The organism is Algoriphagus yeomjeoni, from assembly GCF_003259505.1.
GTDB classification, from domain to species: Bacteria; Bacteroidota; Bacteroidia; order Cytophagales; family Cyclobacteriaceae; genus Algoriphagus; species Algoriphagus yeomjeoni.
In genome coordinates, this window is the sequence record NZ_QLLK01000008.1 from 128,466 (window position 1) to 147,261 (window position 18,796).

The 18,796-nt window shown below is 41.3% G+C and carries 17 protein-coding genes; 10 read left to right on the forward strand and 7 right to left on the reverse strand.

Annotation, left to right across the window (positions count from 1 at the left end; all coding sequences use genetic code 11):
• Positions 1-96: 96 nt before the first annotated feature.
• Genes miaE through lpxK form a run of 3 tightly spaced genes read right to left on the reverse strand, consistent with a single transcriptional unit; the run spans position 97 to position 3,725 of the window.
• On the reverse strand, positions 97-708 hold the full coding sequence (miaE, locus tag LV83_RS14375) for a tRNA-(ms[2]io[6]A)-hydroxylase (protein WP_211320490.1): 612 nt from the start codon (positions 706-708) through the stop codon (positions 97-99).
• Between the two features lie 2 nt (positions 709-710).
• Positions 711-2,669 (reverse strand): putative porin, encoded by a 1,959-nt coding sequence (locus tag LV83_RS14380; protein ID WP_245947064.1) that lies wholly within the window; start codon positions 2,667-2,669, stop codon positions 711-713.
• On the reverse strand, positions 2,670-3,725 hold the full coding sequence (gene lpxK / locus LV83_RS14385) for a tetraacyldisaccharide 4'-kinase (protein ID WP_111612245.1): 1,056 nt from the start codon (positions 3,723-3,725) through the stop codon (positions 2,670-2,672). It abuts the gene before it with no gap.
• Between the two features lie 39 nt (positions 3,726-3,764).
• Here lpxK and LV83_RS14390 point away from each other — a divergent pair, with 39 nt between their 5' ends.
• The 3 genes from LV83_RS14390 (at position 3,765) to LV83_RS14400 (ending at position 6,179) form a co-directional block, all read left to right on the forward strand.
• A complete protein-coding gene (locus LV83_RS14390; protein ID WP_111612246.1) occupies positions 3,765-4,865 on the forward strand; it encodes a Nif3-like dinuclear metal center hexameric protein in 1,101 nt (366 codons plus the stop codon).
• A gap of 3 nt (positions 4,866-4,868) precedes the next feature.
• Positions 4,869-5,654, forward strand: coding sequence for a zinc ribbon domain-containing protein (locus LV83_RS14395; protein WP_111612247.1), 786 nt, complete (start codon positions 4,869-4,871; stop codon positions 5,652-5,654).
• Positions 5,655-5,765: 111 nt separating this feature from the next.
• Positions 5,766-6,179, forward strand: a complete 414-nt coding sequence (locus tag LV83_RS14400; protein WP_111612248.1) for a hypothetical protein — start codon at positions 5,766-5,768, stop codon at positions 6,177-6,179.
• Here LV83_RS14400 and LV83_RS14405 read toward each other — a convergent pair.
• A complete protein-coding gene (locus LV83_RS14405) occupies positions 6,166-6,786 on the reverse strand; it encodes a histidine phosphatase family protein (RefSeq protein WP_111612249.1) in 621 nt (206 codons plus the stop codon). The genes LV83_RS14400 and LV83_RS14405 overlap by 14 nt on opposite strands.
• 52 nt (positions 6,787-6,838) lie before the next feature.
• Between LV83_RS14405 and LV83_RS14410 the strand changes: the two genes are divergently transcribed.
• Genes LV83_RS14410 through menD form a run of 3 tightly spaced genes read left to right on the forward strand, consistent with a single transcriptional unit; the run spans position 6,839 to position 10,160 of the window.
• Positions 6,839-7,261, forward strand: a complete 423-nt coding sequence (locus LV83_RS14410; protein WP_111612250.1) for a hotdog fold thioesterase — start codon at positions 6,839-6,841, stop codon at positions 7,259-7,261.
• Positions 7,261-8,478, forward strand: coding sequence for a chorismate-binding protein (locus LV83_RS14415; protein ID WP_111612251.1), 1,218 nt, complete (start codon positions 7,261-7,263; stop codon positions 8,476-8,478). The genes LV83_RS14410 and LV83_RS14415 overlap by 1 nt, the downstream gene beginning before the upstream one ends.
• Complete coding sequence (gene menD / locus LV83_RS14420; RefSeq protein WP_111612252.1) at positions 8,475-10,160, forward strand: 2-succinyl-5-enolpyruvyl-6-hydroxy-3-cyclohexene-1-carboxylic-acid synthase; 1,686 nt, start codon at positions 8,475-8,477, stop codon at positions 10,158-10,160. Before LV83_RS14415 ends, menD begins: the two co-directional genes overlap by 4 nt.
• Here menD and LV83_RS14425 read toward each other — a convergent pair.
• Both LV83_RS14425 and LV83_RS14430 read right to left on the reverse strand, forming a co-directional pair.
• Positions 10,138-10,938 (reverse strand): helix-turn-helix domain-containing protein, encoded by an 801-nt coding sequence (locus LV83_RS14425; protein WP_111612367.1) that lies wholly within the window; start codon positions 10,936-10,938, stop codon positions 10,138-10,140. The genes menD and LV83_RS14425 overlap by 23 nt on opposite strands.
• 126 nt (positions 10,939-11,064) lie before the next feature.
• Positions 11,065-11,931, reverse strand: coding sequence for a LysR family transcriptional regulator (locus LV83_RS14430; protein ID WP_111612253.1), 867 nt, complete (start codon positions 11,929-11,931; stop codon positions 11,065-11,067).
• A 100-nt stretch (positions 11,932-12,031) separates the two neighbouring features.
• Here LV83_RS14430 and hutH point away from each other — a divergent pair, with 100 nt between their 5' ends.
• The 3 genes from hutH to LV83_RS14445 all read left to right on the forward strand — a co-directional run bounded on the left by hutH (position 12,032) and on the right by LV83_RS14445 (position 17,030).
• Complete coding sequence (gene hutH / locus LV83_RS14435) at positions 12,032-13,597, forward strand: histidine ammonia-lyase (protein ID WP_111612254.1); 1,566 nt, start codon at positions 12,032-12,034, stop codon at positions 13,595-13,597.
• Positions 13,598-13,675: 78 nt separating this feature from the next.
• Entirely contained in the window at positions 13,676-14,908 is a 1,233-nt protein-coding gene (hutI, locus tag LV83_RS14440) for an imidazolonepropionase (RefSeq protein ID WP_111612255.1), read from the forward strand.
• A 121-nt stretch (positions 14,909-15,029) separates the two neighbouring features.
• On the forward strand, positions 15,030-17,030 hold the full coding sequence (locus LV83_RS14445; protein WP_211320486.1) for a urocanate hydratase: 2,001 nt from the start codon (positions 15,030-15,032) through the stop codon (positions 17,028-17,030).
• 52 nt (positions 17,031-17,082) lie between these two features.
• On the opposite strand, the gene LV83_RS14450 is transcribed toward LV83_RS14445, so the two are convergent.
• Complete coding sequence (locus tag LV83_RS14450) at positions 17,083-17,697, reverse strand: Uma2 family endonuclease (RefSeq protein WP_111612257.1); 615 nt, start codon at positions 17,695-17,697, stop codon at positions 17,083-17,085.
• A 121-nt stretch (positions 17,698-17,818) separates the two neighbouring features.
• Here LV83_RS14450 and hutG point away from each other — a divergent pair, with 121 nt between their 5' ends.
• Positions 17,819-18,784, forward strand: a complete 966-nt coding sequence (gene hutG / locus LV83_RS14455) for a formimidoylglutamase (protein WP_111612258.1) — start codon at positions 17,819-17,821, stop codon at positions 18,782-18,784.
• The last annotated feature ends 12 nt before the right edge of the window (positions 18,785-18,796 follow it).

Here is an 18,796-nt window from a genome sequence, read left to right on the forward strand (position 1 = left end):
TAATAGAACGGATTTTTATGGCAATTGCGACTCGATAAGTCAATAATAATTAAATACGGGGGAAATGACTATTTGACTAGAAAATTTAAGAGTTACTCAATGAATCCGGTCGCCACGTACCTCAAGATTTTTGATCACATCTGCCTCGAAAGCAAGCCATTCATTCCATCGTTTGTTCACCTTTTCTGGGGCATCATATTTTCTGGCCAACTCGATGAATGTGACATAATGTCCCGCCTCAGACACCATCAATTCATAATAAAATTTCTTTAATTCTGGATCTGTCAGGTTACTAGAGAGCAGCTTAAATCGCTCACAACTCCTTGCTTCAATTAAGGCGTTCATCAATAATTGTTCAGTAAGCTGCTGTATTCTACTTCCGCCTTTTTTGACAAAATCGGTAAGCTGAACTACGTATTCGTCTTTTCTTGGAAATCCAAACTTCAATCCTCTAGATCGGATTTGCTCCAAAACGCGCTCAAAATGCCCCCATTCTTCAGCGACGATTGGAGTTAACGTATCAACCAATTCATCTAAATCATTAAACCTCAATATCAAACTGATGCAGGAAGAAGCCGCTTTTTGCTCACAGTAAGCGTGGTCGGTAAGCACATCCTGCAAATTCATTTCTGCTATACCAACCCATCTAGGATCAGTCGGCAGTTTCAAATTCAACATCTTCTGTCTCGTGCTTTCTTCCCAACTCATCATCAATCGAACAAATACCAGGTAATTCCCAAGTCTATAAAAGACTTATATCCAGTGTAATCTGGTGTAACAAAATATCCTTCATTCTCCATCAATCCACTATTCAAATGATTGTATTTCAACAAAACCCGGGTACGATTGATCCGGAAATCAAGGAAAATATCGGCAACGGGATAAGCATAAACATTGAAGTCATTCTGAAGATAAAATTGCTGGGTAGAAGGATTATATGCCTCTGCGTAATAATCCGAATGGTATCGTATATCAAGCCCAAGCTGGACATACACATTCTCATTAAACATGGGGCTGTCGAAATAGAATTTACTATTCGCATAGAGCTGAGGAATCCTAAAATTATCACTAGACTCACCTGAGATCTGGGTGAAAATAACTTCAGTATCCCATTGGAATTTCTGACCAACTCTAATGCTGGACTTCAGCCCTGGGATCAACATAAAAGCTTCTCCGCTAGCTTGCTCCGCTTCCCTGCCTTGATTGAAGAAAACGTAATTATTTACTCGATTGATAGTGAGTGAAGGCCTAAGTTTGATATTGTTAAAATCCAATTTGAACACACCCCTGACTTGATCTACACCTATGTTATTGAAGTCATTATCCCATTGATAGTGATTTCCATAATACATCTGCTGCATTGCGGTAGGCTTGTAAACAGCCTTGGTGTAATCCACTTCGAGCCATGGCGAAATAAACAGACCATGAAGTCTAAAAGCGCCAGGAATCAAGTATTCTCCATCCGCACTGATAGACCACTGGTCTGAAATCTTACCAATCAGCTCCCCTCCAATATAAACTTCATTGAAGATATTTTTATCAGGGTAAAAAGTGCTTTCCATTCTACCTGCCCTGAATTTTCCGTAAGCATTGTAATAAAAGCCCTTGAAACTACCCTTAAAACCTACTTCATTACCCCATTCCTTGAAGTCGCTATAATTTCTTGTGGTGTCCTCTTGTGTATTATCTTCCTGTGCATTTAATCTTTCACTTGGGTAAAAAAATGAATCACTTCCAGCTAATGCTGCAGTTAAGGTAAAGTCCTTATTTTTTTGATCAAAAATATGGTAAATCTGCAACTCATCACGAACACTATATTCATGATAAAATCGATACTCTTGGCGCAGATCACTGGCTTGGGTATTACTGAGCCATACTTTCGCATCTTCATAAGTGAAATACACCGAGGTGCTATCTTCCTCAGGAGGAATGATGCCCCCAATCTCATTCACTTCATGAAGCATTCTGGAAAAATTACCTAGAAACCAATATTTCCCATTTTCTGACCGGTAATTGGTATGCAAAGAATAAGAGTTCTGTACCACCATATTATCGTCACGGGCATTGGGATTCAGCGTCTTTCTAGCACGAATGGTATGAAAATTAAACCCTACATTCCACCTTGGGTTGATATTTCTGGCAAAGGCTAGATCAAGCATATTCCGTTGACCACCTCCAAAAAAAGCAGACATCTCCGTAAAAGGTGATTTCGTATCGAAATACTTATTGTCTTCTGGGGCGTGATAATATAAATCGTAAACCGAGAACCCAGACCTAGTTCCTATAACATCCGGAATCTCATAGAAAATTGGCTTGGCTGCGCTTCCAATATTCCCCAGGTCCTGATACTTCCAGTTACTTTTAGCAACAGGATCATAATTATGAAAATTATTCAAGGCAGTGTCCTGAGGATATAGGATCAGGTTATTTCTCTTGATATCCTTTTCAAAAAAGTACAAACTCGTCGTAGGCCCATAAACCATCCTGGTGCTATCATCCAGCAATGATCTCCTACCTTCAGTCTCCTCCTCCTCAACAGGAAGGACTCGTTCTTCACTTCTCTGCTGATTTGGGTTTTTCCGTGTCGGAGGGGCAATCACCTGCGCAAAAGTGGAGGTTAGACTCACTGCAAGGAAGAAAAATATGAAACCGAGTATTCGTATATTCACTTAGCTTTTGCCTTTTTTGAAGACTTTTTGTTGGATTAGTTGGACCAAAGTAAGTTCGTCATCAGCTGAAAAACTCAATTCTATGGGTAGCACAAAAATCGGAATTTCTTCCAGAAAACCTTTGGGTGCATTAGATTTAACTTTCACAGCGTCTTTTTCAGTCGTAAGTACAACGGGATTTTGTGCTGCCAGTTGCTTATAAACCCCTCGTATTTTACTGAAATCACCAGAAGTATAGTCATGATGATCTTCATATCTGATCACATCTAGCAATTCATATTTCTGCTCCACAAATTCTACAAGCGTCCGATCATTTGCCAGTCCAGTCAACAAAATGATTTTAGAAGAAAAACGGTGATATACGAATAATGGAGTGGGGTTTCCGTAAGAAATGAATGAAAAAAGCACAGGTGAATCGGGACGTTTCCAAAAGGAAGCATTTTCCTCAAACCTACTCTTTTCCAAGTCAGAAATATCATCTGGACATTTGGTAATCAAAACCACATCAGCTCTTTTTGCGCCAGCTCTACTCTCTCTCAATCTGCCCATGGGCAAAAGATAATCAGAGAAAAAAGGCTGCTGATAGGTAGTCAAAAGAACCGTCAAATCCCCTTTCACATAGCGATGTTGATAGGCATCATCTAAAATCACCAACTCAGGAGAGTCTGTCTTTGACCCTATTATTTCAAGTGCATTGATTCGATCTTCTCCTACACATACCGATATCTCATTTCCAAACTTTTGATAAATCTGGAAAGGCTCATCTCCGATTTCTTCAGGAATAACTTGTTTGCTTGCCTGGAGAAACCCCTTAGTTTTACGCCCATACCCCCTACTCAAAGTCGCTACCTTCAGTTCCTTGTAAAACTTTCGGATCAGGTATTCCACCATTGGAGTTTTGCCAGTCCCACCCACGCTTAAATTCCCAACTACTACAGTTGGCATTGAGGCAGGAACACTTTTTAGCCAACCCATATCAAAAAATAAATTTCGAATTCGAGTGACCAAATCGTATAATAAAGCAAAAGGATAAAGCAAAAAAGCGTACCAGCGCATTCCAGAATTACTATTTTTGATCAAATAAACAGAAAAAATATGGGATACAAGATTAGCGATGTGATTTCCTACTTAGAGCAAATCGCCCCTCCATCCTATCAGGAGTCATACGATAATGCCACCTTGATCACCGGTGACAGAAGTGCGGAAGTAACTGGAATTGTTTGTTCCCTTGACTGCATAGAAGCCACAGTACAAGAAGCCATAGAGCTGGGAGCTAATCTAATTGTGGCTCATCATCCGATTGTTTTCAAAGGTTTGAAAAGTCTCACCGGTAAAAATTATGTAGAGCGGACTATTATCAAGGCAATTAAAAACAACATAGCCATCTATGCTATCCACACCAATCTAGACCATGTCGCACATGGAGTAAACAAGCGGATTTCCGATCGGCTGGAACTGTTGGACACCACGATTTTACAGCCAAAAAAGCAATTGCTGAGCAAACTTGTCTTTTTCGTGCCAGAGCCAGGAAAAGAAAAGGTGCTTCAGGCTATATATGCATCAGGAGCGGGCAAAATTGGTGAGTATTCGGATTGCTCCTTTCAAGTAAAAGGTACAGGGACTTTTACTCCTTCGGCAAAAGCGAACCCTGCCATAGGTGAACGTGAAAAAGCTCAAGAAGAGGCTGAAATCAGGGTAGAAGTACTGGTTTCGAATCACCTTCTCCCAAAAGTCCTAGGTAAAATGCGCCAAGCTCATCCTTATGAGGAAGTTGCTTACTACGTCCAAAGTCTTGAAAATGAAAATCAAGAAGTAGGAGCTGGAATGATTGGAATTCTTCCAAATGAGATGAATGAAGCGGAATTTCTAGATTACTTGAAAATCAAAATGAATTTGACAGTAATAAAACACACAAGTTTTATATCCCGGAAAATCAAAAAAGTAGCAGTGTGCGGTGGCGCTGGAATTTTCCTATTGAATGATGCAAAAAGAGCTGGTGCAGATGTTTTTATCACCGCAGACGTGAAGTACCACGAGTTTTTTGATGCTGACGGAGCGTTAATTCTTTGTGACATCGGACATTATGAGAGCGAAATTTTCACAAAAGAATTACTCAGGGAGTTTTTGTCACAAAATTTTCCTAATATTGCACTCTATTTGACAAAAGTAGTTACAAATCCCACATCCTACCGATAGTACATGGAAAGTACAGTAGCACAGAAACTCGAAGCTATTCACAACCTTCAACTTTTAGATTCAAAACTAGATGCCATCATTAAAGTCCGCGGAGCTCTTCCAGAAGAGGTTCAGGATCTTGAAGATGAGATTGCTGGTTATGAAACTCGATTGGAGAAATTTCAAAGTGAAATAGATTCTTTTGAAAACGAAATAAAGGCGCTTAAAGAAAGCATCAAGGAATCTGAGAAACTGATCAAAAAGTATCAGGAGCAGCAGATGAATGTTCGCAATAACCGCGAATACGATGCAATCACTAAAGAGCTTGAACTTCAGGATCTAGAGATTCAGGTAGCTAAGAAAAAAATCACTGAGGCTGGTTATAGAATTGACACCAAGAAAGTTGACTTGGAGGAATTAAGTGCAGTGAAGAAGGACCGTCAAAAAGATTTAGATCAGAAAAACAGCGAATTGACTTCGATTGTATCTGAAAGCGAATCTGAAGAAGCAAAACTTAAAAACGATCGTGAAAAAGCAACTAAGAAAGTTGATGAGCGACTTTTAAAATCTTATACCAAGATCAGAGCTAATGCCAAAAATGGTCTTGCTGTAGTATTAGTAAAAAGAGGAGCTTGCGGCGGATGCTTCAACACAGTTCCTCCACAGAGACAAGCTGATATCCGCGAGAAGAAAAAGCTGATCGTTTGTGAGCATTGCGGTAGAATCCTTGCAGGTGTGGAAGACGAGATCGTAGAAGAGGTAGCACCTAAAAAGAAAAGAGCAACAAAGTCAACTAAAGCAAAAGCTTAAGTCCAGACCTTAAAAATTATAAGTTCAAAGAAACCCCTAGCTAATATCTTGGGGTTTCTTTTTGATCTACTTTTTTGTTTTCCTCGTAGATAATTTTCTATATTGTCAACTATGAAAAGTCTTGGAATTCTAACGATTACCTTATTTCTCTCCCTTTCAGTATTTGCGAAAGAGACCGAACCCAAAACTTTTTTGGTCCTATTCAAATCAAAAGAATTAAAATCTCTGAACACCTCACTAAAGGATATTCAGTCCCAATTTTCTTCCGATTTCAAAACGAAAACCTATTCGGGCAATTCGGAACTAGCACTTATAATTGACATTCCAGAGTGTGAATTTGATGTGTGTTTTCTCGGACAGTTTCTGGTCTCGCTACAAAAAGACAGAGAAATAAAGCTTCAGGACATTGCCTTCAGGTTGATCGATATGACTGCTAACAAAAAGTCATTGAACACCTACTTATCTGCCTTCGAAGAAAGTCAGAAAAAGGAAAAAAACGATAAACGAAATGCTACAGCTCCTTAAGGTGCTCAGTGTCGTTTCTTTTCAGTAATTCGAACGTCCCATCTACTTTTTCTGCGATCAAATACAAACACAGATTTTTGTGCTCAAACATATCCATGTGACACAAATCCTGCTTCATTATCAAGCTTAAGAAAATCCGCATCGCACGCCCATGCATACAGACTAAAATTGTCTCGCCCGGCCCGGCAATGATCGCATCAATTCCTCTTTGCATGCGCTTTGCCACAATATTCGGACTTTCTCCACCTGCGATGCAGTAATCCAGATTTCCCTGCTGCCACTGATCCAACATATGCTGGTAATACTGGCTTTCTTCTGGTGACATCGGCAATCCTTCGTAATCCCCCCACGAAATCTCATTCAAATCTGTAGTAGAAATTGCTGGGATTCCTAAGTTTAAAAAAGATTGAATAGACTGCTTTGTTCGCTGTAGTCCGGTATAATAAGCCTGATCAAATGGGATATCTTTGTAAGCTTCAAAAAAAGCCGCTGCTTGCTTTCTGCCATTCTCATTGATGGGAGCATCAATTCCACTTCCCTGCACCACACCTTTGAGATTATAATCAGTTTGACCGTGCCTAACTAAGTAAATTTTTTTTCGATTCAAGATTCTTTATTTTTGTCGTCACCCCAAAGAAAACTCATTTACATTAAAATTCATGGTATTCTCCCAAAAGGCTTCATTGAATCAAATCAACCAGAATGGGAAAAACACGATGACGGATCATTTGGGAATAGTATTTACTGAAGTTGGTGATGATTACTTGAGTGCTACCATGCCTGTCGATGAAAGAACAAAACAACCCATGGGCTTGTTACATGGAGGTGCCAATGTAGTGCTCGCCGAAACTCTTGGAAGTGTGGCAGCTTCACTTACCATTGATTTACAAAAACAAATTTGTGTAGGGCTGGAAATAAACGCAAATCACCTAAAAGGCGTTAGGTCTGGATTAGTCACCGGAATAACCAAACCTATTCACATTGGAAAAAGCACACAAATCTGGGAGATAAAAATCACAAATGAGCAAGGTCAGCTTTGTTGTATCAGTAGGATCACAATGGCGATTTTAGACAAAAAGTAATGCATACTAACGTAGCTACAAATCATACTAAAGCAGATATACTTCAACTTTTACTTCAGTTGGGATTGACTTCTGCTGGTTCTTTTGCTATCTGGCGAAAGCCAAAATCAAATACCGTAGAAATTGTTTTAAATGACACCGCGGAACCCGTTAAAGTTGACTTGTCAATTGAAAATCTGGAGCCAGGGTTTATTGTACATCCCTTTGTCGACCAAGCGGATCATCAAGCCTACTTCATTAAGGCTAACAAATACTTTTCTTTTGACCTTGAAAAACCACTTTCTACAGAGGATCTTCCTGAATGGGCTAAAATCCAACTGAAAAATCAAGAAAGGCTTTCCCCTAATGAAATCAGAGAATTGCTGATCAATCAAACCTTGGTTAGTAAAGTACAGACTTCAAAACTGAGTGAAAATAAAGATCACTTCACCCAACTGGTAAAAGAAGGAATTAAGGCAATTCAGGAAAACAAACTTGAGAAAGTAGTTCCTGCGCGAACCAAAACTATCTCTATTCCACCAAATTTCAACCTAGGCTGTACCTTGTTAAGCTTGATGGAAGCCTATCCAAATGCCTTCATAAACTTCTTTCACCTACCTCATGTAGGCACTTGGGTAGGCGCTTCGCCTGAAACATTAATCGAGACAAAAGGAGATATTTTCTGCACCATGTCCCTTGCAGGCACCCAGAAAGCTACTAGAGACAACCCTCTAAAATCAGTGGCTTGGACCCAAAAGGAAATTGAGGAACAAGCTTTAGTAAGTCGTTACATCGTTTCTTGCTTCAAAAAAATCAGATTGCGAGAATACGAAGAGCACGGCCCAAAGACAGTTCTGGCAGGGAATCTTCTCCATCTACGATCAGATTTTAGAATCAACATGCAAGAAACTGGATTCCCTGAGCTTGGATCCATCATGCTAGGTCTTCTCCATCCTACTTCTGCTGTTTGCGGTATGCCTAGATCCGAAGCTCACAATTTTCTCCAAGAGTTTGAAGGATTTGACCGCTCCTTTTACGCTGGATTTTTAGGTCCTGTAAATATTCAAGGAGAAACTTCTATTTATGTCAACCTGAGAACTGCCAGTCTTCATGACAACGAAGCTACGCTCTATGCAGGTGCGGGAGTCACCGAAGATTCTGATCCTGAAAAAGAATGGGAAGAAACAGAACTCAAGTGTCAAATCATCGGTAAATTCATCCAAAATCCAAGCGCTTGATTCTTTCCCAGATCACAGAATTAGTGGCCATTTGTGCCAAAAAAGGCATCGAAAATGTAATCCTCTCCCCTGGATCGCGCTGTGCGCCTTTGACATTGGCATTTGCCAGACATCCCGAAATTCATGCCCGAACAATCTCTGACGAACGCTCAGCGGCTTTCGTTGCTTTGGGGATGGCTCAGCAACTAGAAGAACCTGTGGTTTTGGTTTGTACTTCCGGGTCAGCTGCTTTGAATTACTTTCCCGCTGTAGCTGAGGCATTTTTTCAGCAGATTCCTCTATTGATCCTGACTGCAGATCGACCTGCAGAGTGGATCGATCAATACGATGGGCAGACGATTTTCCAGCCTGAAGTGTACGGAAAGCACGTGAAAGGAAGCTTTCAGTTGCCTGATACAGTCCGTAATGCAGATCAACTTTGGCACTCATCCAGGATCGTAAATGAAGCGGTTAATCTTTCCAAGCAATTACCTTCTGGGCCAGTTCATATCAATATTCCACTGAGAGAACCTTTCTACCCTGATAAAGACGAAAAATTAGTTTTCCCAGAAAAACCTCGGGTTTTTAATTTAGTAAAAAACAAAATTCAGCTAACGGATGAATCCCTGATCAAGCTTAAAAACAGGCTGGAGATAGTCCAACGGGTTTTAATCATCCCGGGACAGCAGCGACCTGATTCCCAACTCCAGAATTTACTGGATGAGCTTGCCAAAAATAAAAAAGCGGTCATCGTCACTGATACGATCAGCAATCTTCAATCTGATCACACAATCTCATTTCATGATCACTGGTTGGGAAATGAAGTAATTTCAGAAGGTTTGAAACCTGATCTGATTATCAGCTTTGGGAAGTCTGTCATCTCAAAGTCACTTAAGCTTTTCTTAAGAAAAACTCAAGCTTCACATTGGCACATTCAAGAGGACGGAAATGCAAAAGACACATTCCAGAGACTGACGAGGAACATTGCATCTTCACCAGCATACTTCATGAATTGGCTAAGCCAAAATCTTGGAGCCCAAAATACTGAGTTTTATCAGGCTTGGCATTGGTTAGAAAAATCCACTGGCCATAAACTCCTGCAAACCTTAGAAAAACAGGCCTTTGGGGAATATCCAGCTTTGGCTTACTGCTTGAGTAAAACTCCCACCCTTTCCAAAATCCATGTAGCCAATAGCATGGCTGTCCGTTATTTGAATTTGATGGGAAAAAGAAGTCAAGAAATCATTTGTAACCGTGGCACGAGTGGCATCGATGGATCTAATTCCACGGCGGTCGGTTGCACGTTTACGACCAAGGAAATCGTAACGCTAATCACTGGCGACATGGCTTTCTTCTATGATCGCAACGCCTTTTGGCATAATTACGCGATGCCAAATCTTAGGATTATTTTGCTCAATAACCACGCTGGAGGAATTTTTAGATTGATTGACGGGCCAAAAAACCAGCCTGAGTTGGAGGAATATTTTGAAACCAAACAAAAGTTAACAGGGCAGCATCTGGCAACTGAGTTTGGATTCTTCTATTCCAAAGTGGTGAATGGGGAAGAGTTGGAGGATTCACTAGCCGATTTTTATGAAGAATCACTTCATCCCAAAATCCTGGAGATCGAGACCTCAAGTCTTGAAAATGCCGAAATTTTGAAGGCCGTGAAAGAAAAAATTAAGCTGTCACTTGAGAACTGAAAGTAGAATCGGGAGAACTGGTTCCCCCGATTTTTTGAATCCAATAAATCATCAAACCAAGTTGCCCCAATTCTGCCAAAGTCAAAGGAATCAAGGCTAAAAGTGCGCCTATCCCCGAAAACAATAACACCCCTGCAACTAAAGTCAAGGCTCCAATCACCATAGGAATGGAGGAGAATTTATTTTTGTAGCCTAAAAATCCAATCCCAATAAATGCATATGCAAAACCGAATGAACTGATTTTGACAAAATAATAATCACTAATCTCAAAAGCGAGGGAAATCATGGCTACCATATCTGTCACATACCAAACCAGAGTAAAGGAAAGCATGGTCCATAAAGCATATTTCAATAGCTCATTTTTATAAAAAGCCACTAGCCTGATCCAGCCATAGATAAATATCGAATAACCAATAAAACTGGCACTTTTTGCCAGAATAAAACCAATCATTTTAAAGGAGTATTCTCCAGCAACATATTCAGCCTCCATGCTGATTTCGAAGATCGAAGCGAAGAAATAGACGATGCCCGCAGCAAACCCCAAGTATAAAACCCAAGGAGCTTTAGCAGGCTGAGTTACTAATTGCTCCGGTATGCCTTGAAAACCCAACGCTTCAAATAATGCCTTGATCGTGTAACTCCTCGGAGTCACTTCTCCTGATTCGATGCGCTGTATGGTCCGCACATTCAGGTTGCACAGTTCGACCAACTCTTCCTGAGTCAATCCTTTTGCCTTTCTCAATTCAGAGATTTTCTTGCCAAGTTCTGGTTGTTTCATCGTGTGTATAGTTTGATTTACCATGGCAATTTCTGTTTTTGAACTGTGACTTGGGACGAAATAGGCTCGGTTTTGACCCGACATTCGCCCGACATTAGGGTTTAAAGGCTCAATTTAAGGATTTACCTAAATCAATGGCAAAACCTGTCTTAGCGCCGGGTTCCTATTTCCCGCCTTCCAAATTGCGGAAAGCTCCGTGAATTGCGGAATATGCGGAATCTGCATAAATCGGACATTCAGTTCATATCCTTCCTTTAAAGAAGTTGGTACAATTGCCACTCCCATCCCATTTTCCACCAATTTGAAAATCGTCAGCGCATGCACAGACTTATGCCTGATCCTAGGTGAAAAGCCCGAGTCACGACAAATGCCGATAATCTGCTCGTAATATAGATTGCTATAATCTGAGGAAAAAAGCACAAAAGATTCATCTTTAAACTGACTGACTGAGGTAAAGTCATGTTCCTGAATTGGATGATCCTTCGGAACTACCAATGAAAAACTATCACGTAAAACCACCTTCATCTCGAGATCACTTGGCACCGACGCCAACCTTACAAAACCCAGATCCAACTTGTCTTTTTCTATCATTTCCACTTGAACAGCGTTACTGAGCTCTTCCAAACTTGTGCTGATCAAGGGTTGATGAGCATTCAATTTTGAAAGCAAATCCGGCAAAACCTGATTGGACGCTGATCCCAAGAACCCAATTCTCAGCTCACCAACTTTTCCCTTAGCTATCAATTTCAATTGGCTTTTAGTAAGCTCCAAGTGGTTCAAAACAAAATCTACTTCATCCTTGAAAAATGCTCCTGCAGCTGTCAGTTCCACATGCTTTTGATCCCGCTCAAAAAGTTTTACCTCCAGCATTTCTTCCAATTGCTTGATTTGTCTACTCAATCCTGGCTGGGAGATAAATAGTCTTTCTGCTGCCTTTCGGAAATTCAATTCCTCTGCAACTGCCTTGAAATAACTCAAATGTCTTAATTCCATGATGCCTCAAAGGTATCAAATAATGACAATATTGATATCAAAAATTATCATTAATGCTTGGTATCTTTACACAGACCCTAGAATATTTACCCAAATAGTTATGGAAACTTTCAACTACGGATTAGACCAACTGACAGTAGCTACAGCAATGAAGCTCGCTCGGAAAGAGATCAAAGGGATTTTGAACCCTGAAACTCGCAGTAAAGTAGAAGCTTCTGCTTTGGCAGTTTCAAATATTGCCAGAGGCGAAAAAGCCGTCTATGGAATCAATACAGGATTCGGCCCGCTTTGCACCAGCAAAATCTCAGCTGCTGACACGCAGACTTTACAGGAAAACCTATTGAAAAGTCATGCCGTCGGATTGGGGGAACCTGTCCCGATTGAAATTTCCAAATTGATGCTTGTGCTGAAACTTCAGGCTTTAGCTCAGGGATTCTCAGGAATACAGCTTGAGACTTTGGATCGAATGCTTTGGATGTTGGAAAATGAGGTAATTCCTGTAGTGCCTATTCAGGGATCAGTTGGGGCATCCGGCGATTTAGCCCCACTTTCCCATTTGTTTCTACCTCTATTAGGTTTGGGAAAAGTGCATTATGAAGGTAGCATTTTCAAAACTTCAGAACTCTTCGAAAAGCTTGGAGTAAAAGCCCTTTCCCTGGGCCCGAAAGAAGGCTTAGCCTTAATAAATGGCACCCAGTTCATGGCGGCCTACGGCGTAAAAATCGTGGACCGTTTGCATAATTTGCTAGTTCATGCTGATATCACCGGTGCGATGATGATCGAAGGCTTGATGGGTTCTATCAAACCTTTTTCACCTGAATTGCATCAGCTAAGACCTTTCGCAGGAAACCAACATGTCGCTCAGACTATCTTGAACTTACTCCATGAATCAGAAATAGTCAATTCACATTTGGATTGCGCTCGAGTTCAGGATCCATATTCTTTACGCTGTATGCCGCAGGTTCATGGAGCATCGAGAAATGCTTGGTTACATTTGAAGGATGCCATAGAAACAGAAATCAATTCCGTCACGGATAATCCGGTTGTATTCAGCGAGGATCACACCATCTCGGGCGGAAGTTTTCATGGTCAGCCTATCGCTTTGCCTTTGGATTATGCTTGTCTTGCAGCTTCGGAATTGGGAAATATTTCGGATCGTAGAATCTATCTTTCCCTTGAGGGTGACACGCCAGGGGTGCCAAAATTACTTTTGAAAGAGACTGGTTTGAATTCCGGCTTGATGATTCCACAATACACCACCGCAGCTTTGGCATCTGAAAACAAAGGACTTTGTTTCCCTGCTTCTGCGGACAGCATACCTACCTCGCTTGGTCAGGAAGATCACGTGAGTATGGGTTCAATCGGTGCAAGGAAAGCTTTACGAGTTATAGAGAATGTGGAGAAAATCCTGGGAATTGAGCTATTTAATGCTGCTCAGGCGATGGATTTTCATGCTCCGCTGAAGTCAGGAAAAGTCATGACAGCCATCCATGAGCACGTGCGTACCAAAATCACTCCTGTTATTAATGACCGAGTGATGACCGAAGATATGGAAACCGCCATCGAGATGATTCAAAGTGGTGAGTTGATCGAGCTTGCAAATCGCATAGCAACGCAAGAAGGATTGCCGTTTGAGACGGAGTGGAGTGAGATATTTAGACTTTAAGTCAACAGACCACAGTCCACAACCATCCAAATTTCACAACAAATACATTAGTTCTCAATTCTTTAAATTAGATTCATTATGGTAAAACTAATCGGCCCAATAACTCAACTTCTAACACTGAATAATCTCCCAGTCAAAGGAGCTTTGAAAGACGAGCAACTGGAAATCTTAGAAGATGCTGGGATTTTGATGGAAGATGAAAAGATCCTGGAAGTCGCAAGTTTTACTGAACTTTTGAAAAAAACTAAGGCTCACAATATTGAAATCATCGAACTGGAAGGTGAGTTTGTCGCACTTCCAGGCTGGATAGATTGCCATACACATATTTGTTTTGGAGGTACGAGAGCTAGGGATTTTGCCATGCGAAATGCTGGAAAGACCTACTTGGAAATCGCTGAATCTGGTGGTGGCATTTGGGACACGGTAACTCAAACTCGGAAACTAACTCAAGTAGAGCTTGCTGAGAGAACCGCTAAAAATGCTAATCGCCATTTAAATGAAGGCGTGACCACGATTGAGGTGAAAAGCGGCTACGGTCTGACGATAGATGAGGAGGTAAAAATGCTACGTGCCATCAAGGAGGCCAACAAAGAGACTTCAGCTGATTTGATTTCAACTTGCTTAGCAGCTCACATGAAACCACGTGATTTTGCCGGAACAAATGCGGAATATCTGGAATTGATTTCTCAGGAGCTTTTCCCCATTCTTAAGTCAGAAAACCTCACGAACAGAATAGATTCCTTCATTGAGAAAAGTGCTTTTTCACCGGAAGAAATAGAAAGCTATTACCAAAAGGCAATCGATTTAGGCTTTGATCTCACCGTTCATGCCGATCAGTTTACCAGTGGCGGATCTGAAGTTGCTGTTAAATTCAACGCGAAATCAGCAGACCATTTGGAAGCTTCCACTGAAAAAGAAATAGCAATTTTAGCCAAATCAAATACCATTCCCGTAGCACTTCCTGGAGCTTCGATTGGCTTGGGCTGTGCCTTTACTCCCGCCCGCAAAATCTTAGATCAAGGTGGTTCGGTGGCCATTGGAAGCGATTGGAATCCTGGTTCTGCTCCCATGGGTGACTTGGTCACTCAAGCCGCAATTTTAGCAACCTTCGAAAAACTCAGTACTGCAGAAGTATTGGCAGCACTTACCTTGCGAGCAGCAGCAGCTATAGGATTAAAAGATCGAGGAATTCTCAAAGAGGGAATGATGGCAGACTTCAACCTTTTCCCAACTGACAATTACCAAGAAATCCTTTATCAGCAAGGTAAACTCAAACCAGCACAAGTCTGGAAAAGAGGAAGTAAGATCTGAGACTTTAGGCATTAGATTTTAGATCCAAGAATCAAGACATTCAGTATAAACTTCAGATCATAGAATTACGACAGAGGTTCAAATAAAGCTCGTAAATCGTAATTCAAAAATCGTAAATAGCATGACTTTTAAAGAGCAAATATCACAAGGTATTCCTTCACAATTCCCTCCCAAAAAAGATAGAAATACAACGGTAAGCCATGCTCCTAAGCGAAAGGACATTCTTTCGACGGACGAGAAGAAACTGGCTTTAAGTAATGCGCTACGCTATTTCCCGAAAGAATGGCATGCGGAATTAGCAAGTGAATTTTTAGCCGAACTCAAGGAGTTTGGTCGAATCTACATGTACCGGTTTATGCCAGATTACGAAATGCGAGCTAGACGGATTCAGGATTATCCCGCAAATTCCCAGCAAGCTGCAGCCATCATGCTGATGATCCAAAACAACCTAGATCCTGCAGTCGCTCAGCATCCAGAAGAGTTAATTACATATGGTGGAAATGGGGCAGTTTTCCAGAATTGGGCGCAGTACCTTCTAGTGATGAAATACCTCTCGGAGATGACTGAGGAGCAAACTTTACATATTTATTCAGGTCATCCCATGGGACTTTTCCCCTCTTCCAAAGAAGCCCCACGAGTAGTAGTCACTAACGGAATGATGATTCCAAATTACTCCAAACCCGATGATTGGGAGAAATTCAATGCGCTTGGCGTGACTCAATACGGACAGATGACTGCGGGTTCATTTATGTACATCGGTCCGCAAGGAATTGTGCATGGCACGACGATCACGGTGATGAATGCTTTTCGCAAAAAACTGAAAACTGGAGAAAAGCCAGCGGGTAAGATTTTTTTGACGGCAGGTCTTGGCGGTATGAGTGGAGCGCAACCAAAAGCTGGAAATATCGCTGGTTGCATTACCATTTGTGCAGAAGTGAATCCATCTGCAGCAAGGAAAAGACATGAACAGGGATGGGTGGATGAATTGCTAGAGAATCTGGATGAATTGGTACTCCGCACTCAACTGGCCAAGCGAAACAATGAGGTGGTTTCCATCGCTTACATTGGAAATGTTGTTGATGTATGGGAGCGATTTGATACTGAGGATGTTTTCGTGGAACTTGGCTCTGATCAGACTTCCCTTCATAATCCTTGGGCTGGGGGCTATTACCCTGTTGGCCTTACTTTCGAAGAATCCAATCAATTGATGGCAGAAAATCCCGCAGAGTTCAAGGCTAAAGTTCAGGAAACCTTAAGAAGCCATGCTGATTCAATTAACAAGCATGTGGAGAAAGGAACCTACTTTTTCGATTATGGAAATGCCTTTTTGCTGGAAGCATCCAGAGCTGGTGGTGAGGTCATGGCGGAGAATGGAATTGATTTTCGCTATCCTTCCTATGTACAAGACATCTTAGGTCCCATGTGTTTTGATTATGGATTTGGTCCCTTCCGCTGGGTTTGTACTTCTGGAAAAGCTGAGGATTTGCGAAAATCCGATCAGATAGCTGCTCAAGTTTTGAAAGAAATCATGCAAGAATCTCCTGCTTCTATCCAACAGCAAATGCAGGATAATATTACTTGGATCGAAGAGGCTGAGAAAAACAAATTGGTAGTGGGCTCCCAAGCTCGTATTCTCTATGCAGACGCCGAAGGAAGAGCAAAAATTGCGAAAGCTTTCAATGATGCGATACAATCCGGCGAAATCTCAGCTCCAATCGTTCTTGGTCGAGATCATCACGACGTCAGCGGAACTGATTCTCCATACCGCGAAACGAGCAATATCTACGATGGAAGCAAGTTCACAGCCGACATGGCTATTCATAACGTAATTGGCGATAGCTTCCGTGGTGCCACTTGGGTTTCGATCCATAATGGAGGTGGAGTTGGCTGGGGGGAAGTGATGAATGGGGGTTTTGGGATGGTGCTGGATGGGTCAGAAGATGCGGAGCGAAAGCTGAAGTCTATGCTTTTCTACGATGTGAATAATGGAATAGCGAGAAGAGCTTGGGCAAGGAATCCTGGTTCTTTGGAAGCTATTCAACGAGAAATGGATCGAAGTCCGGGGTTGAAAGTTACTATTCCTAATCTCGTGGATGATGAGATTTTGGATCTAGATTCTTGAAATCCTACTTCTGGAGAAGCAGGATAAGGTTTTAACGTGATTCATTAATTATTTATCCTTCGAAAATAGCTTCGAGATTGAGAGAAAAACCTGGAAGAACAATCGACTTGATCTGATCTCCCGAAGTAAAAAGCCTAGAAGGCTCGAATCTTCCATTGACCAATGTATAAATCAAAACGGTACAATCGGTGGGATGAACTACCCAGTATTCTCTCACCCCATATTCCTCGTACAAGTCATATTTATTCTGAACTTCCACCCGGCTATTTCCCGGAGAAAGAATTTCTACAATTAAATCCGGAGCTCCCCAGCAGCCTTTGTCGTCCAATTTGCTAAGATCACAAATCACAGAAATATCGGGCTGTACTACCGAATCTGTTTTCGAATACTCTGGATTTTTAGAAAACCTTACATCGAAAGGAGCCGAGTATACTTTGCAGGAATGACCTTTCAGAAAATTGAATATTTCATTAAATATATTCCCTGAGACTTCCTGATGCCTACGATTCGGAGCGGCAGCTTTGGCAAAAATTTTCCCTTTGATCAGCTCAACGATTTCCTCAAAATCCCATTTCAAATAATCTGCATAAGTATATACTGCTCCTTCAGGCTCATTGAAAGCATCCAAATCAATCTTTTCTTTTTGGGGAATTCTATATTCTTTCATAACCTCTGATACGATCTAACTGAAAATTTGAATACTACCTAAAAACCAAATACATAATTTCTGGTATCTTAAGTATCAAATCGCGTTTTTTAAGTTACTATAAAATAATACCATCATCAATATGCTGCATCAAAACCCTAATCCTTCACTTTGGTCTGGAAGAAAATCCGAAGAAATTGAATACTGGCATCAGGCAACTATCTCTGTCAAAGACCTGAATCTAGACGATAAGCAAGACACCCCTAAAGTCGGCATATTAGGATATGCAGGTGAAGAAGGGGTGAAAAGAAATCAAGGACGATTGGGAACTGCAGAAGGTCCAAATGCCATACGTAAGAATCTAGGCACCTTGGCCTTTCACCTACCTGAAAAAAGTAGAATTTTCGACTATGGTGATATTTACACAGAGGACGATGATATGGAGTCCAGCCATAAATTGATTTCAGAGACTGTTTTCAATCTCTTGGAAACAAAGCATTTTCCTATCCTTTTGGGCGGTGGACATGATCTGGCTTTAGCTCACGGAAGAGGGATTTACAGGCACCTTGCTTCCAAAAATCAAAAATTGGGTATAATCAACATGGATGCTCACTTTGACCTTCGTCCTACCCTAGATGGCAAAGGACATTCTGGCTCTCCATTTTTTCAATTAGCTGAAGAAAACCCTGATTCTTTCCAATATTTATGTTTGGGAGTACAGCGCTCTGTAAATCCAAAATCGCTCTTTAGTACCGCGGAAAGTGTTGGAGCAAAATGGATGGTAATGGAAGATTTCAGGATGAATAACTGGGAAGTAATCCAGGAAAAAATCCTCTGGTTCCTTGACTCAGTAGACAAAATCTATCTCAGTGTGGACATGGATGGTTTTTCCTCAGCTTTTGCTCCAGGAGTATCGGCTCCTTCTCCTATGGGTTTCCGGCCTGAGTTTGCCTTCAAGGTTTTCGAATTACTCGCTTCATCAAAAAAACTCATTTCAATGGATGTTGCGGAGTTAAATCCAGCATTTGATCATGATCAAGCAACTTCCAGATTGGCAGCCAGATGTGCCGAGTATGTAGCAAGGAAGGTGTTAGCCCTCAAAGACTAAACGACACATAAA